Annotated in this window: 17 protein-coding genes and 1 tRNA gene; 14 read left to right on the forward strand and 4 right to left on the reverse strand. The window is 66.2% G+C overall.

Features of this window, described 5'->3' with window-relative positions; translation table 11 throughout:
* Positions 1-9 precede the first annotated feature (9 nt).
* From LTA6_RS14520 to LTA6_RS14555, 8 genes are all read left to right on the forward strand, one after another.
* On the forward strand, positions 10-1,263 hold the full coding sequence (locus LTA6_RS14520; RefSeq protein WP_407358163.1) for a glutamate-5-semialdehyde dehydrogenase: 1,254 nt from the start codon (positions 10-12) through the stop codon (positions 1,261-1,263).
* Positions 1,264-1,314: 51 nt separating this feature from the next.
* On the forward strand, positions 1,315-1,539 hold the full coding sequence (locus tag LTA6_RS14525) for a hypothetical protein (RefSeq protein ID WP_102192627.1): 225 nt from the start codon (positions 1,315-1,317) through the stop codon (positions 1,537-1,539).
* 6 nt (positions 1,540-1,545) lie between these two features.
* Complete coding sequence (gene nadD / locus LTA6_RS14530) at positions 1,546-2,142, forward strand: nicotinate-nucleotide adenylyltransferase (protein WP_341974453.1); 597 nt, start codon at positions 1,546-1,548, stop codon at positions 2,140-2,142.
* The gene (locus LTA6_RS14535) at positions 2,139-3,260 is read left to right on the forward strand and encodes a hypothetical protein (protein ID WP_407358164.1); all 1,122 of its coding nucleotides are present in this window, start codon (positions 2,139-2,141) and stop codon (positions 3,258-3,260) included. Before nadD ends, LTA6_RS14535 begins: the two co-directional genes overlap by 4 nt.
* Positions 3,260-3,637 (forward strand): ribosome silencing factor, encoded by a 378-nt coding sequence (gene rsfS / locus LTA6_RS14540; RefSeq protein ID WP_341974456.1) that lies wholly within the window; start codon positions 3,260-3,262, stop codon positions 3,635-3,637. The genes LTA6_RS14535 and rsfS overlap by 1 nt, the downstream gene beginning before the upstream one ends.
* Before the next feature lie 47 nt (positions 3,638-3,684).
* Positions 3,685-4,980 (forward strand): threonine/serine exporter family protein, encoded by a 1,296-nt coding sequence (locus LTA6_RS14545; RefSeq protein WP_363547262.1) that lies wholly within the window; start codon positions 3,685-3,687, stop codon positions 4,978-4,980.
* A 55-nt stretch (positions 4,981-5,035) separates the two neighbouring features.
* Positions 5,036-5,341: a hypothetical protein gene (locus tag LTA6_RS14550; RefSeq protein ID WP_363547259.1), complete on the forward strand. Its 306-nt coding sequence runs from the start codon at positions 5,036-5,038 to the stop codon at positions 5,339-5,341.
* A 98-nt stretch (positions 5,342-5,439) separates the two neighbouring features.
* The gene (locus LTA6_RS14555; RefSeq protein ID WP_363547256.1) at positions 5,440-5,724 is read left to right on the forward strand and encodes a hypothetical protein; all 285 of its coding nucleotides are present in this window, start codon (positions 5,440-5,442) and stop codon (positions 5,722-5,724) included.
* A 9-nt stretch (positions 5,725-5,733) separates the two neighbouring features.
* Here LTA6_RS14555 and LTA6_RS14560 read toward each other — a convergent pair whose 3' ends face one another.
* The 3 genes from LTA6_RS14560 to LTA6_RS14570 form a co-directional block, all read right to left on the reverse strand.
* Positions 5,734-6,654, reverse strand: a complete 921-nt coding sequence (locus LTA6_RS14560; RefSeq protein ID WP_407358165.1) for a CorA family divalent cation transporter — start codon at positions 6,652-6,654, stop codon at positions 5,734-5,736.
* A 13-nt stretch (positions 6,655-6,667) separates the two neighbouring features.
* On the reverse strand, positions 6,668-6,871 hold the full coding sequence (locus LTA6_RS14565; RefSeq protein WP_341974461.1) for a hypothetical protein: 204 nt from the start codon (positions 6,869-6,871) through the stop codon (positions 6,668-6,670).
* Positions 6,872-6,982: 111 nt separating this feature from the next.
* Entirely contained in the window at positions 6,983-7,615 is a 633-nt protein-coding gene (locus LTA6_RS14570; protein WP_407358166.1) for a TetR/AcrR family transcriptional regulator, read from the reverse strand.
* A gap of 102 nt (positions 7,616-7,717) precedes the next feature.
* On the opposite strand from LTA6_RS14570, the gene LTA6_RS14575 reads away from it, so the two are divergent.
* Entirely contained in the window at positions 7,718-8,275 is a 558-nt protein-coding gene (locus LTA6_RS14575) for a dihydrofolate reductase family protein (protein WP_363547247.1), read from the forward strand.
* Between the two features lie 60 nt (positions 8,276-8,335).
* Here the strand turns inward: LTA6_RS14575 and LTA6_RS14580 are convergent.
* Positions 8,336-8,408, reverse strand: a tRNA-Ala gene (locus LTA6_RS14580).
* A 115-nt stretch (positions 8,409-8,523) separates the two neighbouring features.
* Between LTA6_RS14580 and LTA6_RS14585 the strand changes: the two genes are divergently transcribed.
* Genes LTA6_RS14585 through LTA6_RS14605 form a run of 5 tightly spaced genes read left to right on the forward strand, consistent with a single transcriptional unit; the run spans position 8,524 to position 12,091 of the window.
* Entirely contained in the window at positions 8,524-8,964 is a 441-nt protein-coding gene (locus LTA6_RS14585; RefSeq protein WP_407358167.1) for a GNAT family N-acetyltransferase, read from the forward strand.
* 46 nt (positions 8,965-9,010) lie between these two features.
* On the forward strand, positions 9,011-10,099 hold the full coding sequence (locus LTA6_RS14590) for an NAD(P)-binding domain-containing protein (protein WP_407359289.1): 1,089 nt from the start codon (positions 9,011-9,013) through the stop codon (positions 10,097-10,099).
* Between the two features lie 4 nt (positions 10,100-10,103).
* Positions 10,104-10,892, forward strand: a complete 789-nt coding sequence (locus tag LTA6_RS14595; protein ID WP_407358168.1) for a hypothetical protein — start codon at positions 10,104-10,106, stop codon at positions 10,890-10,892.
* Positions 10,889-11,413: a hypothetical protein gene (locus LTA6_RS14600; protein ID WP_407358169.1), complete on the forward strand. Its 525-nt coding sequence runs from the start codon at positions 10,889-10,891 to the stop codon at positions 11,411-11,413. Before LTA6_RS14595 ends, LTA6_RS14600 begins: the two co-directional genes overlap by 4 nt.
* Before the next feature lie 21 nt (positions 11,414-11,434).
* Positions 11,435-12,091, forward strand: coding sequence for an SDR family oxidoreductase (locus LTA6_RS14605; RefSeq protein WP_407358170.1), 657 nt, complete (start codon positions 11,435-11,437; stop codon positions 12,089-12,091).
* The last annotated feature ends 38 nt before the right edge of the window (positions 12,092-12,129 follow it).

The following is a 12,129-nucleotide window of genomic DNA, read 5'->3' on the forward strand; positions in this document are numbered from 1 at the left end:
ACTGGGCGGATGACCGACCAGACCCCGCAGGTGCGCCTGGAGCGCGCCAAGGAGGCCTCACGCGCCACGGCCGCACTCACCAGCGACGACAAGGTGCGTGTGCTCGAGGCGATCGCGGTCGCGCTGGAGGCGGAAGCCCCGCGCATCATCGCGGCGAACGATCGAGACATCGCCCGTGGCCGCGAGGAAGGCATCGGCGAATCGCTGATCGACCGGCTCCGTCTGGACGAGAAGCGGGTGAGCGACCTGGCAGCCGCCGTGCGCCAGATCGCGGCTCTCCCTGATCCGGTCGGCCAGGTCGTCGGCGGGCATCGGATGCCGAATGGTGTCGCCCTGCAGCAGATCCGAGTGCCTTTCGGGGTCGTGGGCGCCATCTACGAGGCCCGCCCGAACGTGACCGTCGACATCGCCGCTCTCGCGCTGCGCTCCGGCAATGCGGTCGTGCTGCGCGGCGGGAGTGCCGCTCGCGACTCGAATACGGTGCTCGTGCAGGTGATGCGCGATGCCCTGGAGGGCGGCGGTGTCACCGCGGAGGCGATCCAGACCGTGGATGATTTCGGTCGGGATGGTGCGAAGGCGCTGATGCACGGTCGTGGATTCATCGACGTGCTCGTGCCTCGCGGCAGCGCGGGGCTGATCGAGACGGTGGTCACCGAATCGACGGTTCCAGTGATCGAGACCGGTGCCGGCAACGTCCACATCGTGCTCGACGAGACCGCGCCGGCCGACTGGGCGCGCGACATCGTCGTCAACGCCAAGGTGCAGCGGCCGAGCGTGTGCAATGCCGTGGAGACCGTCCTCGTGCTGCGGCAGGCGGCTCCGAGCCTGATCCCGCTCGTCGCGAGCGCGCTGCAGAGCGAGGGCGTGGCGATTCACGGTGACGACATGGTGGCCGGACTCGTCACCGGTGTCATCCCCGCGACCGAGGAGGACTGGGCGACCGAGTATCTGAGCCTCGACATCGCCATGAAGGTCGTCGATTCTCTGGACGACGCGCTCGACCACATCCGCCGGTACAGCACGGGGCACACGGAGTCGATCATCACGACCGACTCACGCAACGCCGAGCGTTTCCTCGCCGAGGTCGACTCTGCGGTGGTGATGGTGAACACCTCGACACGGTTCACCGACGGCGGTGAATTCGGATTCGGCGCCGAGGTGGGCATCTCGACGCAGAAACTGCACGCGCGCGGCCCGATGGGACTCAGCGAGCTGACCAGCACGAAGTGGCTGGCGCGCGGATCGGGGCAGACCCGCGGCTGAGCGATAGGATGGACAGGCGTCTTCTCGCACCCGGTCACGAACGGAGTCAGGATGAACCTCATCGCACAGATCGCGATGGCTGCAGCGGAAACCGAGCATCACGGAAACGTCGCGCTCGAAACCCTCATCTTCGGTGTCATCGCCGCGCTCGGATTCGCCTTCCTCGGGTTCGTGACCCTCTCGTACCGCAACGTCGCCAACCGTCACTCGGCGAAGGCGGAGGCATGGGCAGCGAAGCACGGCAAGGACGGCCACGGGGCGGGGCACGGCCACTAGGCCCCCATGGAGACCTCGCGTGCTCCGCGCATCGGCGTGATGGGCGGTACCTTCGACCCGATCCATCACGGTCACCTGGTCGCAGCCAGCGAGGTCGCGCACTCTTTCGATCTCGACGAAGTGATCTTCGTCCCGACCGGACGACCGTGGCAGAAAGAAGAGGTCACGGCCAGCGAGCACCGCTATCTGATGACGGTGATCGCAACGGCCTCGAACCCTGATTTCACCACCAGCCGGGTCGATATCGACCGCGAGGGGCCGACGTACACCATCGACACGTTGCGCGATCTGAAGCGAGATCGACCCGACGCAGAGTTCTTCTTCATCACCGGTGCGGATGCCGTAGCGCAAATTCTCAGTTGGAGAGACCATGATGAGTTGTGGGACTTGGCGCATTTCGTCGCGGTCTCCCGTCCAGGGCACGTCCTGAGCACGGACGGACTCCCGGGAGATCACGTCAGTCAGTTGGAAGTGCCGGCACTGTCGATCTCGTCGACGAACTGCCGGCAGCGGGTCCGCGAAGATGAACCCGTCTGGTACCTCGTTCCCGACGGAGTCGTTCAATACATCGCAAAGCATCATCTGTATCGGAGCAAGGCATGAGTACATCGGATCAGCAAGGACACGGTCCGCTGACGCGCAAGCAGTTGCGCGAGATCCGGCTGACCGGTTCCACGCCCGTCATCACGGCGGAGGAGGCAGCCGCTGCGGCGGCGCCGCCGGTGGTTCCGCCGGTCTCACAACCTGTCGCACCGGTCGAGCCGACCGCGCCCGTCGATGAATCCGACGAAGCGGCGGGGCGACTGACGCGCCGCCAGGTGCGCGAGCAGGAGCGGATCCGCACCGGTTCGGTCCCCATCGCAGATCCTGCGCCCGAGACTCCTGCCGAAGACCTCATCTCCGTCGAAACGGCGGATGCCGAGGCGCCCGAAGTCGTCGAGGCCGTCGAGCTCGCTGAGACCGTCGAGGCCGTGGCACCCGCGGAGCCCGCCGAGGCCGTCGAAGCCGAGGTCGTCGAAGCCGAGATGGTCACCAGCGTTCCGCTTTTCAGCAAAATTGAAGACTCCGCAACGCCCGGAGAAGAATCCGCCGCCGCGGACGCTCCCGCGGAAACCGACGGGGTCGGCACGCTCTTCGAAGACACTTCCCGGGAATCAACGGAAGACGACGAGGTCGCGCCGGCCGCGGCCGACGATACGGATGTCCGCGCCGAGGAACGACCCACGGTGAGCCCCGCCTTCGGGCGAGGACTGCTCGGTGATGACGCCGACCACAAGCCGTTCGCCCCTTCCTTCGACGAGCTGCTCACGGTGAACGACTCGACCGGATCGCAGCACATCGCACCCAGCGCACTGATCTTCACGCAGTCCCCGGGAGAGGGGTCCCTCTCGGGTCCCGTCGCCTCCACAGGTGAAGTGCTCGTCACCGGCTCTTACGAGCTGCCCCAGGGGCTCGGGTCCCAGGGGCACGCACACGGGACCACCGACGGCAAGGACGTCGACGCGGTTCTCATCGACGGTGAACTGGCGCCGGCATCCTCGCCGACGCCGATCGCCGCGAGCGCCGCGATCAGCACGATGAAGTCCGCCGGTGAAGTCATCCGCCCCCCTGCCCCTGAGAAGGGCAACAAACTCATGCTGACTCTGGCGATCACCGCCGGTGGTCTGGCCCTCGCACTGGCGGTCGCTCTCATCGTCGCCTTCACCACGAATGTGTTCTGATGCAATCACCTGAAACCGCCGAAGAGATGCTGCAGCTTGCAGCCAACGCCGCCGCCTCGAAGGGCGGAGAGGACCTCGTCGCGCTCAACGTCTCCGAGCCGCTTCCGCTCGTCGACATCTTCCTGCTCGTCACCGGAAACAGCGAGCGGAACGTCGCCGCGATCGCCGATGAGATCGAAGACACCCTCATCGAGGCCGGGCACAAGCGCGTGCGCCGCGAAGGCCGGTCGGAGGCCCGCTGGGTGCTCCTGGACTTCGGCGACCTCATCGTGCACGTCTTCCACCAGGAGGAGCGGGTCTACTACGGCCTGGAGCGCCTCTGGAAGGACTGCCCTGTCGTTCCGATCCAGCTCGCGGAAACGGTCACGGGGGAGTAGCACTCCGCCTCGACCCCCGCGCAGACACGCTCGAGGAGTTGCCGCTCGTGGAAAATACGACCGGCCCGATTCACACGCCTGATTTCGCGCACACCGATGCCGAAGTCGTCTTCGGCGACCTCGGAGCGCTGCTGCTCGACGCCGGCATGTCGGTGACCGATGTTCGGGCGTCGCTCGAGCAGGTGCGCGATGCGACAGCGCCCGAAGAAGCGCTGGCGTTCGCCGTCCTGCCCCAGCACGTCCTCGTCAGTCGGCCGCGCACCGCGGGGGCGACAACGATCGGAGCCTCGACGGGCGCGGAACTCACCTTCCGCCAGTCCGCGCATGCCAGTCGCCTCGCCAGGCGACTCGAGGTCGGCAAGCTCAGCCTCGATCAGGTTCCGCCGCACGTGGAACGGATCCGCGGCCTGCCCCGCCAGCACCCGACACTGCAGTGGCTCGTGGGCGGCGGACTGCTGTCGATGGGCCTGGCCATGCTGTTCCGCTGCCCATGGTGGGCGATCGTGCTGGCGTTGCTGGTCGGCGCCCTGGTCGGGTTGATCTCGACGCTCATGTCGAGGTTCCGTCCCGCGGCCGCGATCGTGCCGTTCGTGGCGAGTTTCGTCTCGACGGTGCTCGTCGGAGCCGCAGATGCCTGGCTCGATCTCGGTCCGGTGCCGCTGTTCGCGGTCTGCGCGCCGATCGCATTGCTCGTTCCTGGGGCGCTGATCACCAATGCGCTGCTCGAACTCACCGCTGCCGACATCGTGACGGGGGCGGCGCGTCTCACCTACGGGATCATCATGCTCGGCTTCATGAGCGCGGGGATCTTCGCCGGCGGAGCGATCACCGGCCTGCGCATCGATCCGGATTCGGCGGCGCTCGTCGGTCAGGCGGCCGGAGTCACCGCGGATCACGGCGGATGGCAGGCGCTGCCGCCGTTGTGGCTCTCCTGGATCGGTGTGGTCTTCCTCGCGGTCGGCATCGGTCTTGCCTTCGGAGCCGGGTTCCGTCTGACGGTCGTGAGCGTTCTCGTGATGACCTGCACCTACGCGGCGCTGGTCGTGCTCACACCGTTCACAGGTAACACCGTCGCGACCGGGATCGCGGCCGCACTGCTGTTCGTCGCGGCGCGCCTCCTGGAACGCGTGACGCTCGCCGTGCCAGCGACCGTGTCCTTCCAGCCCGCGTTCCTGCTTCTCGTGCCCGGCACCGTAGGACTCGTCGCCATGGCGTCGTTCGATGCCGAGGCGCTGGCGGCTGCACCGATGATCTTCGTGAGTCTCTGCATCGGCACGAAGGTGGGGGCATTGATCGCGGATGCGGCGCGCATCACGCACTCGGCCCCTGGCCCCGTGGCCTGAGTTCCCCAAGCCATCGGCGCAGAGGGCGGCTTCCGAACTGCGATACGGTTCACAGATGGGTTCCCTTCTGTACGACGGCGAAGATCGACCGATCCACATCGACGATCGGGCGCTCGCGCACCTCAAGGTCGTCATCGCCACCAAACTCCGTCGTCAGGAGAGCTTCACCCTGTCCTGGAAGCACTCGGACAGTGAGCCGGGCGGACGGTCGACGATCTGGCTGCACCCCTCCATCCCGCTTCGTTTCATCTTCGATGAGCCTGAGCCGCCCGAGTTGAACATGCAGTGGGTCGAAGATCTGATGCACTCAGCCAATTCGACGGGAGGCATCATGCTCGTCGATGAGGTGCTCGACGTCTGAGAATATCTGACTGCTCCGGGCAAAACTGTCAAGGGTCTTTTCTTGTCCTGACAGCGCTCGGACAATCTCTCTGGGAGTGAACCTTGGAGGGATGTCAGATGTCTGAAACGCCGGATCCGCGCTACTCATTGCGCAGGGTGACGTCGTCGGAGTGGGTCATCAATGACTTTCGCTATGAGGCGCATGATCCACGTCATGTGGTGGCCTGTGTGTACGAACTCGAGGAGACCGAGGTCGAGGTCGTGTGGTTGCGCGACTTGCCGCTGGCTTCCCGCTACTCCTCGCCGTTCGATGTGCTCGAGGAAGTGGAACGGGTGAACAGTGTGAGTCGAGCGACCCGACCAGTCGCCATCCCGCACCTGCCGCCGCTTCTGGCGACGTGAGCGCGCCGATCATTCTTCTCCGCCATTGTTCTCGGCCGCTCCGCCGAGCCAGCCGCGACGGCGGAAGACGATGTATGCGACCACGTCGAGCACGATGATGGAGACGCCGACCGCGACCCAGCCGTACTCCCATCGCAGGAGCGGCAGGTTCTTGAAGTTCATGCCGTAGAGGCCGCCGATCACGGTCGGTATCGCCAGCAGTGCGGCATACGCGGAGATCGTTCGCATGTCCTGATTCTGGCGGGTGGCGACATTGCTCTCATGACTGGACACCAGAGCATCGAGAGAGGCGTGCTCGTTGGCGGAGAGTTCGGCAACGCCCGACGCGTCGAGTTCGAGGTGATGGAAGTACGGGCGCAGCTCAGGGCGATCCGCCGTTGCCGCTTCGAACTCCTGGCGAGCGGCCCTGAGCGCCTCGGACAGGCCGGTCGCGGCCCGATCGATGCGCCCGATCCGCCGACGCAGACGGTAGATGCGCTGATAGTCCTCATGGACGCGGTTGTCGAAGACGTCCGCCTCGAGTTCGTCGAGGTCGCCTTCGACTTGAGCGGCGAGCTCGACGAAGTCATGCACGATGGCGTCGAGAACTCGATACGCCGCGGTGATCGGCGAATCCACGAGTACCGGCCCGGGGCCTGCGAGCAACGCGTCAAGGTCGCGAATCTCATCGATGTCGCCGCGTTGGATCAGAAGCAGCACATCGCCGTTCCAGATGAGCGCCAGATCCACGTCGGTCGTCGCCGACTCGACTCCGCCTCGATCGACATCCCAGATCGACAGATACAGGTGGTCGCCGAAGGTCTCGAACTTCGGCTGCTGTCGATGCTCGCCCAGGTCGCCGAGTATGAGCGGGTGGAGTCCGAACTGAGCCTGCGCCACTTCCAGTTCGGCGCGAGAGGGGTTCACCAGGCGGTGCCATGGTCTCGTCATCGCGCGCCGCCGGTCAGAATGCGTCGCGCTCGTCGTCCTCTGAGCCGCCGGCAGCGAGACGATCGGCTGTGGCGCTGTCGATCAGATCGTCGTCGATGTCGGGATCGAGCGTGGTCTCTCCGTCCACCTCGGTGGTGACGAGGTCATCGTCGAACGGCTTCTCGTCCGGTGTCTCGTCAGCAGGGAGGGGAATGATCGGGGGGATGATGTTCGACATGATCGCGTCCTTTCGCCGGGTTGTCCGTCGACTGTAACCACGAAAGGACTGTGCGCCCGAGCCGCTTGACCGATGGTGCGGGTGGCGCTATAAGCCGCGCCGGAGCGACTGTCAGCGACTCGTCGGCGCGCCGTAGCGTGCCACCATCGTCCGTGCCGCTTCGTCCACCACATCGTGCGTCTCGGCTTCGTCGAGCGACCAGTTGCCGTGGATGAGGCGTGGCCAGAAGACGACGGTGGAGATCATCCCGAGGAACTGTGCTGCCGCAACGTCGGGGTTCTCGACGATGGCGGTCCCGGCCACATTCGCCGTCTTGAAATAGCGCGCCAGCGCAGTGAGGACGGGCAGCGTGCCGAAATTGAAGGTGCGTTCGCGCAACTCCGGGAATCTCGGCAGGTTGGCGATCACGACCCGGATCAAGTCCTCCATCTGAGGGCGCGACAGCAAATCGGCATAGGCGAGTCCCAGGACGACCAGGCCGGCGTGAAAGTCTTCGGAGGGTGGATCTGCGAATTCGCCGCCAGGAACATCGCCTGCCGCGAGCACCGTCGCTTCGAAGAGTTCTGCCTTCGTCGGGAACTGTTTGAACAGAGTCGCCTTGGAGACCCCGGCGTTCTCGGCGACGCGCGCCAGCGAGGTCCGATCGTACCCATGCTCGAGGAACAGGGCGGTTGACGCATCCAGGATCGCCGCACGGTTGGCGGCCGCGACGCCTCGGTGGTACTGGGAGAGTGCTCGTGCCATGCGCCCAGTATGACACAGAGGTGAGTCGCTTGACTCGCCATAAAGAAAGGAGTACCGTCCCGTAGTGAGTCAGCCGACTCACCTCATGTAAAGGAGCCGAACATGGCCAAGCTCATCTACTCGATGTTCACCTCGCTCGACGGCTACGCCGAAGCGGCGGAGGGCGATCTCGGCAGCGGCGCCGAGGATGAGGAGGTGCACACGTTCATCGGTGACACGTTCCGTCACCTGGGTACCTATCTCTACGGACGGCGGATGTACGAGACGATGGTCTTCTGGGAGACCGCGCACGCCCTGCCCGATGTGCCGCCATACATCGCGCAGTACGCACGCGACTGGCAGGCCGCGGAGAAGGTCGTCTACTCGACCACGCTCGAGTCGGTGTCGAGCGCGAAGACCCGGATCGAGCGGTCATTCGACCCGGACGCTGTGCGCCGGCTCAAGGCGGAGTCCGACCACGACCTCAGCGTCGACGGCCCGACGCTTGCTGCACACGCGATCGCTGCCGGCCTGGTGGATGAATACCACCTCTTCATCACCACGAGCGTCGTGGGCGGGGGCAAGCGGTTCTTCCCCGATGGCGTACGTCTCGATCTCGACCTGGTCGAGCAGCGTGCCTTCGAAAGCGGGCTGCTCTATGTGCGCTACCAGACCCGCTGACCGCACGAAAAAACCTTGCTTCACTTTGACGTGAGGCAAGGTTTGATCGTTCTGATTCGGTGGACCTGAGGGGATTCGAACCCCTGACCCCCTGCATGCCATGCAGGTGCGCTACCAACTGCGCCACAGGCCCAAACGCTGCCCCGTAGAAGCCGGGGCAACTCGAATAGCGTACTACACGGATCGGGCGAAGGGCCAATCGAGCAGCCTGCCTGTGGCACGAGGGGCGAGCGGATTAGGCTGACCCCGTGACGAGTATCCGAACGATCCAGCAAGACGACTTCGAGGAATGGTCCGTTCTGTGGTCCGGATACCTGCGGTTCTATGAATCCGAGATCGCGGACGACGTCACTCGCGCCACGTTCGGCCGTCTCGTGAAAGACCGCGAACTGCACGGCGCGCTCGCAATCGACGAAGAGGGGCATGCGATCGGCCTGGTGCACTGGCTGACGCACGCGGCGACGTGGAGCACGGGGGAGTACTGCTATCTCGAGGACCTGTTCGTCGCCCCGGATGCCCGTGGCAGCGGTAGCGGTCGGGCGATGATCGCGCACGTGCGCGAATGGGCCGAACAGGGCGGTTGCGCGAAGCTTTACTGGCTCACGCAGGAGGGCAACGCGACCGCGCGTGCCCTCTACGACCGCGTCGCGACGAACACGGGTTTCACGCACTACCAGATCTCGCTCTGAGTTCGAGCGGCGGAACAACTCCGAGGCTCGGGGCGTTCACTCCATGGTGAGCATTCTCGAGAGCGTGGTGATCGGTGCAGGTCAGGCCGGACTCTCCGCGTCGTACCACCTCACGAGACTCGGGATCGATCATGTCGTCCTCGACGCGGATGCCGAAGCCGGGGGTGCCTGGCGGCACCGCTGGGACGCGCTGACGATGCAGGACGTGCACGGTGTGGCCGAACTCCCCGGTTCGGCTCCGCCGCCGCGGAACAGCGAACGCGCGAATATGGCCGTTCCGGCATACTTCGCGGAGTACGAGCATGCGCACGCGCTCCCGATCGTGCGCCCGGTGCGTGTCGAACAGGTGACGGACGACGACGGCATCCTCGTCGTGCATGCCGGCGAGCGCACCTGGAGCACCCGTACCCTCGTGAACGCGACCGGCACGTGGACCCAGCCGTTCATGCCGCACTACCCCGGGATGGAGACCTTCCTCGGCGAACAGCTGCATACAGTCGACTACCCCGGCCCCGAGCATTTCCGCGGCAGACGAGTGCTCGTCGTCGGCGGTGGAGCATCGGCTGTGCAGTTCATCGGCGCGCTCGCGCCGATCACCGACACGCTCTGGGCGACCCGGCGCGAGCCCGTCTGGATCACCTCCGACTTCACCCCGGAGGCGGGTGCCGCCGCTGTCGCTCTCGTCGAGCAGCGCGTCGCCCAGGGGCTCCCACCGCAGAGCGTGGTCAGCGTCACCGGCCTCATGCTGCGCGCTCAGGAGCGAGAGGCGGAGCGGCGGGGAGCGTATGCCGCGCGTCGACCGATGTTCTCCCGCATCGAGCCAGACGGCGTTCGCTGGGCCGATGGCGCGTTCGAGCGCGTCGACGTCATCCTCTGGGCCACCGGCTTCCGGCCGGCGATCAGTCATCTGGCTCCCTTGCACCTGCGCAGCGCAGCGGGCGGTATTCAGCTCGACCGCCATGGCCGCGGCACGACTGCGGTCGGGGACCCTCGCGTGCAGATGGTCGGGTACGGCCCGTCTGCGAGCACCATCGGAGCGAATCGTGCGGGTCGAACCGCGGCGCGCGGCGTACAGCATCAGCTCGCCGCGTCGGGCGCGCTGCAGGACACGGACCGAACCATCTCGCTACGCTGAGCGCATGCTCCGTATCGTCTTCACGATCATCTGGCTGTTGCTCTCGGCCTGGCTCATCATCTGGGTCGGGGAGGGCCTGTTCGGAGTGAATCAGCGTCAGTCGATCCTTCCGTTCGGCGGCGACAAGCTCGGCGCCCCGATCATGATCGGCGTGGCCTGGGGGCTCCTCCTCACCTTCGGCGGCACGATGGGCGGCCTCGGCCGCCGCAAGCGCGTGCGCGGCGACGCGCAGATCGGCGTCGGGCGGATCGTCGAGGTCTCACGTACCGGCCTCACGGTCAACGACGTGCCGCAGTACGACCTGTTCATCCGCGTGACGCCGCGCATGGGCGACGAGTTCGTCGGTCAGCTCCGGATGCTGGTGGATGCGAGTGAATTCGGGATGCTGCAGGTCGGCCAGCCGCTGCCGGTGCGCTACAGCATGACCGATCAGGACACGGTCGAGCTTGCCGACCTCACCGACCCGACGGTGCGGGAGGCGATGCTGAACTGGCGCATCGAGCGCGGTCTCCTCGATCCACGACTGGTGAAGGCGCGCACCACGGGAACTCAGGTGCCGGCATCGGTCCTGACCGTGCGACCGACCGGGCGACGCCGAGAGGGGCAGAGCGAGCTCGCGCTTCGGGTGCTGATGGCACCGGAGGGCCTGTCGACGTGGGAGGCGGACACCACGGTGTTCGTGCACCCCGACGCGATCTCGAGGCTCCAGGTCGGCGCGCCGATCTGGGCGTTCTATCGCAGGGAAGATCCCCAGACGGTCGCCGTCACGATCGAGAAGGAGGAGGGGCGATGAATCCGATGGACACGCTCATCTGGCTGATCAACTTCCCGGTCGCGCACGGCTACGCGATGGTCTTCATCGCAGGCTTCTCCCTTCTCGGGCTGTTCGCGATGTCGGCCCGCGGCACCGCACCAGGAGGGCGGCTGCGCAGCATCCGTGAGCGGGAGGGGCTTCTGGCGCTCGATGCGCGACCACGGGGTGAGTTTCTCGGTCATCTCAGACGAATCGTCTTCCGGGTGCTCGCCTTCCTGATGCTCGGTTCTCTGATCCTCGGCATCCTGGGTCTGACCGGAGTGCCGGTCACCCGCGCCTACATCCACGAGAACGGCCGTCCGACCACCGCGACCATCGAAGGGGACTGGGTCACATTCACCACCGCAGACGGCGTCGAGTACACCCTCGAGAGCAATTTCTTCACCCCGTCCGTCTACCCTGCGCGTAACGCCATCGCATCGAGCGGGAGCGTCGTCGTGCGCTACCTTCCGAGCCACCCGCAGGCGTTCGTCATCGACGGCTCGCAGCGGCCTCGCTGAGCACCGACCAGAGGAGACCTCATGTCCCGCATCATCGTTTTCGGCGGCCACGGCCGCATCGCCCTTCTGCTTGCCCCGCTGCTCGTCGCACGTGGTGACGAAGTCACGGCGATCATCCGGAATCCAGCGCACGCCGCCGAGGTCGAGCAGACCGGGGCGACGCCCGTGGTGGCCGATATCGAGGAATTGGATGTCGCCGCTCTCGCCGACCTGATCCGCGCCCACGATGCGGTGGTCTGGTCGGCGGGTGCCGGAGGTGGTGCTCCGCAGCGGACCTATGCCGTCGATCGCGATGCCGCGATCCGAACGATGGATGCGGCGGAAGCCGCCGGCGTCCGCCGCTACGTCATGGTGTCGTGGCTCGGATCGACCGCCGAGCACGGAATCCCCGAGGACGACGGCTTCTTTCCCTACGCCGACGCGAAGTGGGCGGCAGACGAGTATCTGCGCGGGACGGATCTGGAGGGCACGATCCTCGCCCCCGGTACGCTCACGCTCGACTCCTCGACCGGGCGGATCGAACTCGACCCTTCGGGTCGCGGCGCAGTGTCCCGTGCCGATGTCGCCGCCGTGATCGCCGCAACGCTGGAAGCGTCGCCCACGATCGGACGGACCATCCGCTTCGGCAACGGAGCCCCGGAATCCTCCGAGCCGATCGACGTCGCCCTCGCCCGCTGACCCGCGCGTCACCCGCTCGCTCAACGACCGGAGAAAAG

It is taken from the genome of Microbacterium sp. LTA6 (assembly GCF_045690355.1).
GTDB lineage: Bacteria > Actinomycetota > Actinomycetes > Actinomycetales > Microbacteriaceae > Microbacterium.

Coding starts and splice junctions, on each gene's coding strand:
- LTA6_RS14550 (WP_363547259.1), top strand. CDS start 5,036: ATGGGTTCCCTTCTGTACGACGGCGAAGATCGACCGATCCACATCGAC.
- LTA6_RS14555 (WP_363547256.1), top strand. CDS start 5,440: ATGTCTGAAACGCCGGATCCGCGCTACTCATTGCGCAGGGTGACGTCG.
- LTA6_RS14520 (WP_407358163.1), top strand. CDS start 10: ATGACCGACCAGACCCCGCAGGTGCGCCTGGAGCGCGCCAAGGAGGCC.
- LTA6_RS14525 (WP_102192627.1), top strand. CDS start 1,315: ATGAACCTCATCGCACAGATCGCGATGGCTGCAGCGGAAACCGAGCAT.
- rsfS (WP_341974456.1), top strand. CDS start 3,260: ATGCAATCACCTGAAACCGCCGAAGAGATGCTGCAGCTTGCAGCCAAC.
- LTA6_RS14600 (WP_407358169.1), top strand. CDS start 10,889: ATGAATCCGATGGACACGCTCATCTGGCTGATCAACTTCCCGGTCGCG.
- LTA6_RS14595 (WP_407358168.1), top strand. CDS start 10,104: ATGCTCCGTATCGTCTTCACGATCATCTGGCTGTTGCTCTCGGCCTGG.
- LTA6_RS14570 (WP_407358166.1), bottom strand. CDS start 7,615: ATGGCACGAGCACTCTCCCAGTACCACCGAGGCGTCGCGGCCGCCAAC.
- LTA6_RS14565 (WP_341974461.1), bottom strand. CDS start 6,871: ATGTCGAACATCATCCCCCCGATCATTCCCCTCCCTGCTGACGAGACA.
- LTA6_RS14575 (WP_363547247.1), top strand. CDS start 7,718: ATGGCCAAGCTCATCTACTCGATGTTCACCTCGCTCGACGGCTACGCC.
- LTA6_RS14605 (WP_407358170.1), top strand. CDS start 11,435: ATGTCCCGCATCATCGTTTTCGGCGGCCACGGCCGCATCGCCCTTCTG.
- LTA6_RS14560 (WP_407358165.1), bottom strand. CDS start 6,654: ATGACGAGACCATGGCACCGCCTGGTGAACCCCTCTCGCGCCGAACTG.
- nadD (WP_341974453.1), top strand. CDS start 1,546: ATGGAGACCTCGCGTGCTCCGCGCATCGGCGTGATGGGCGGTACCTTC.
- LTA6_RS14535 (WP_407358164.1), top strand. CDS start 2,139: ATGAGTACATCGGATCAGCAAGGACACGGTCCGCTGACGCGCAAGCAG.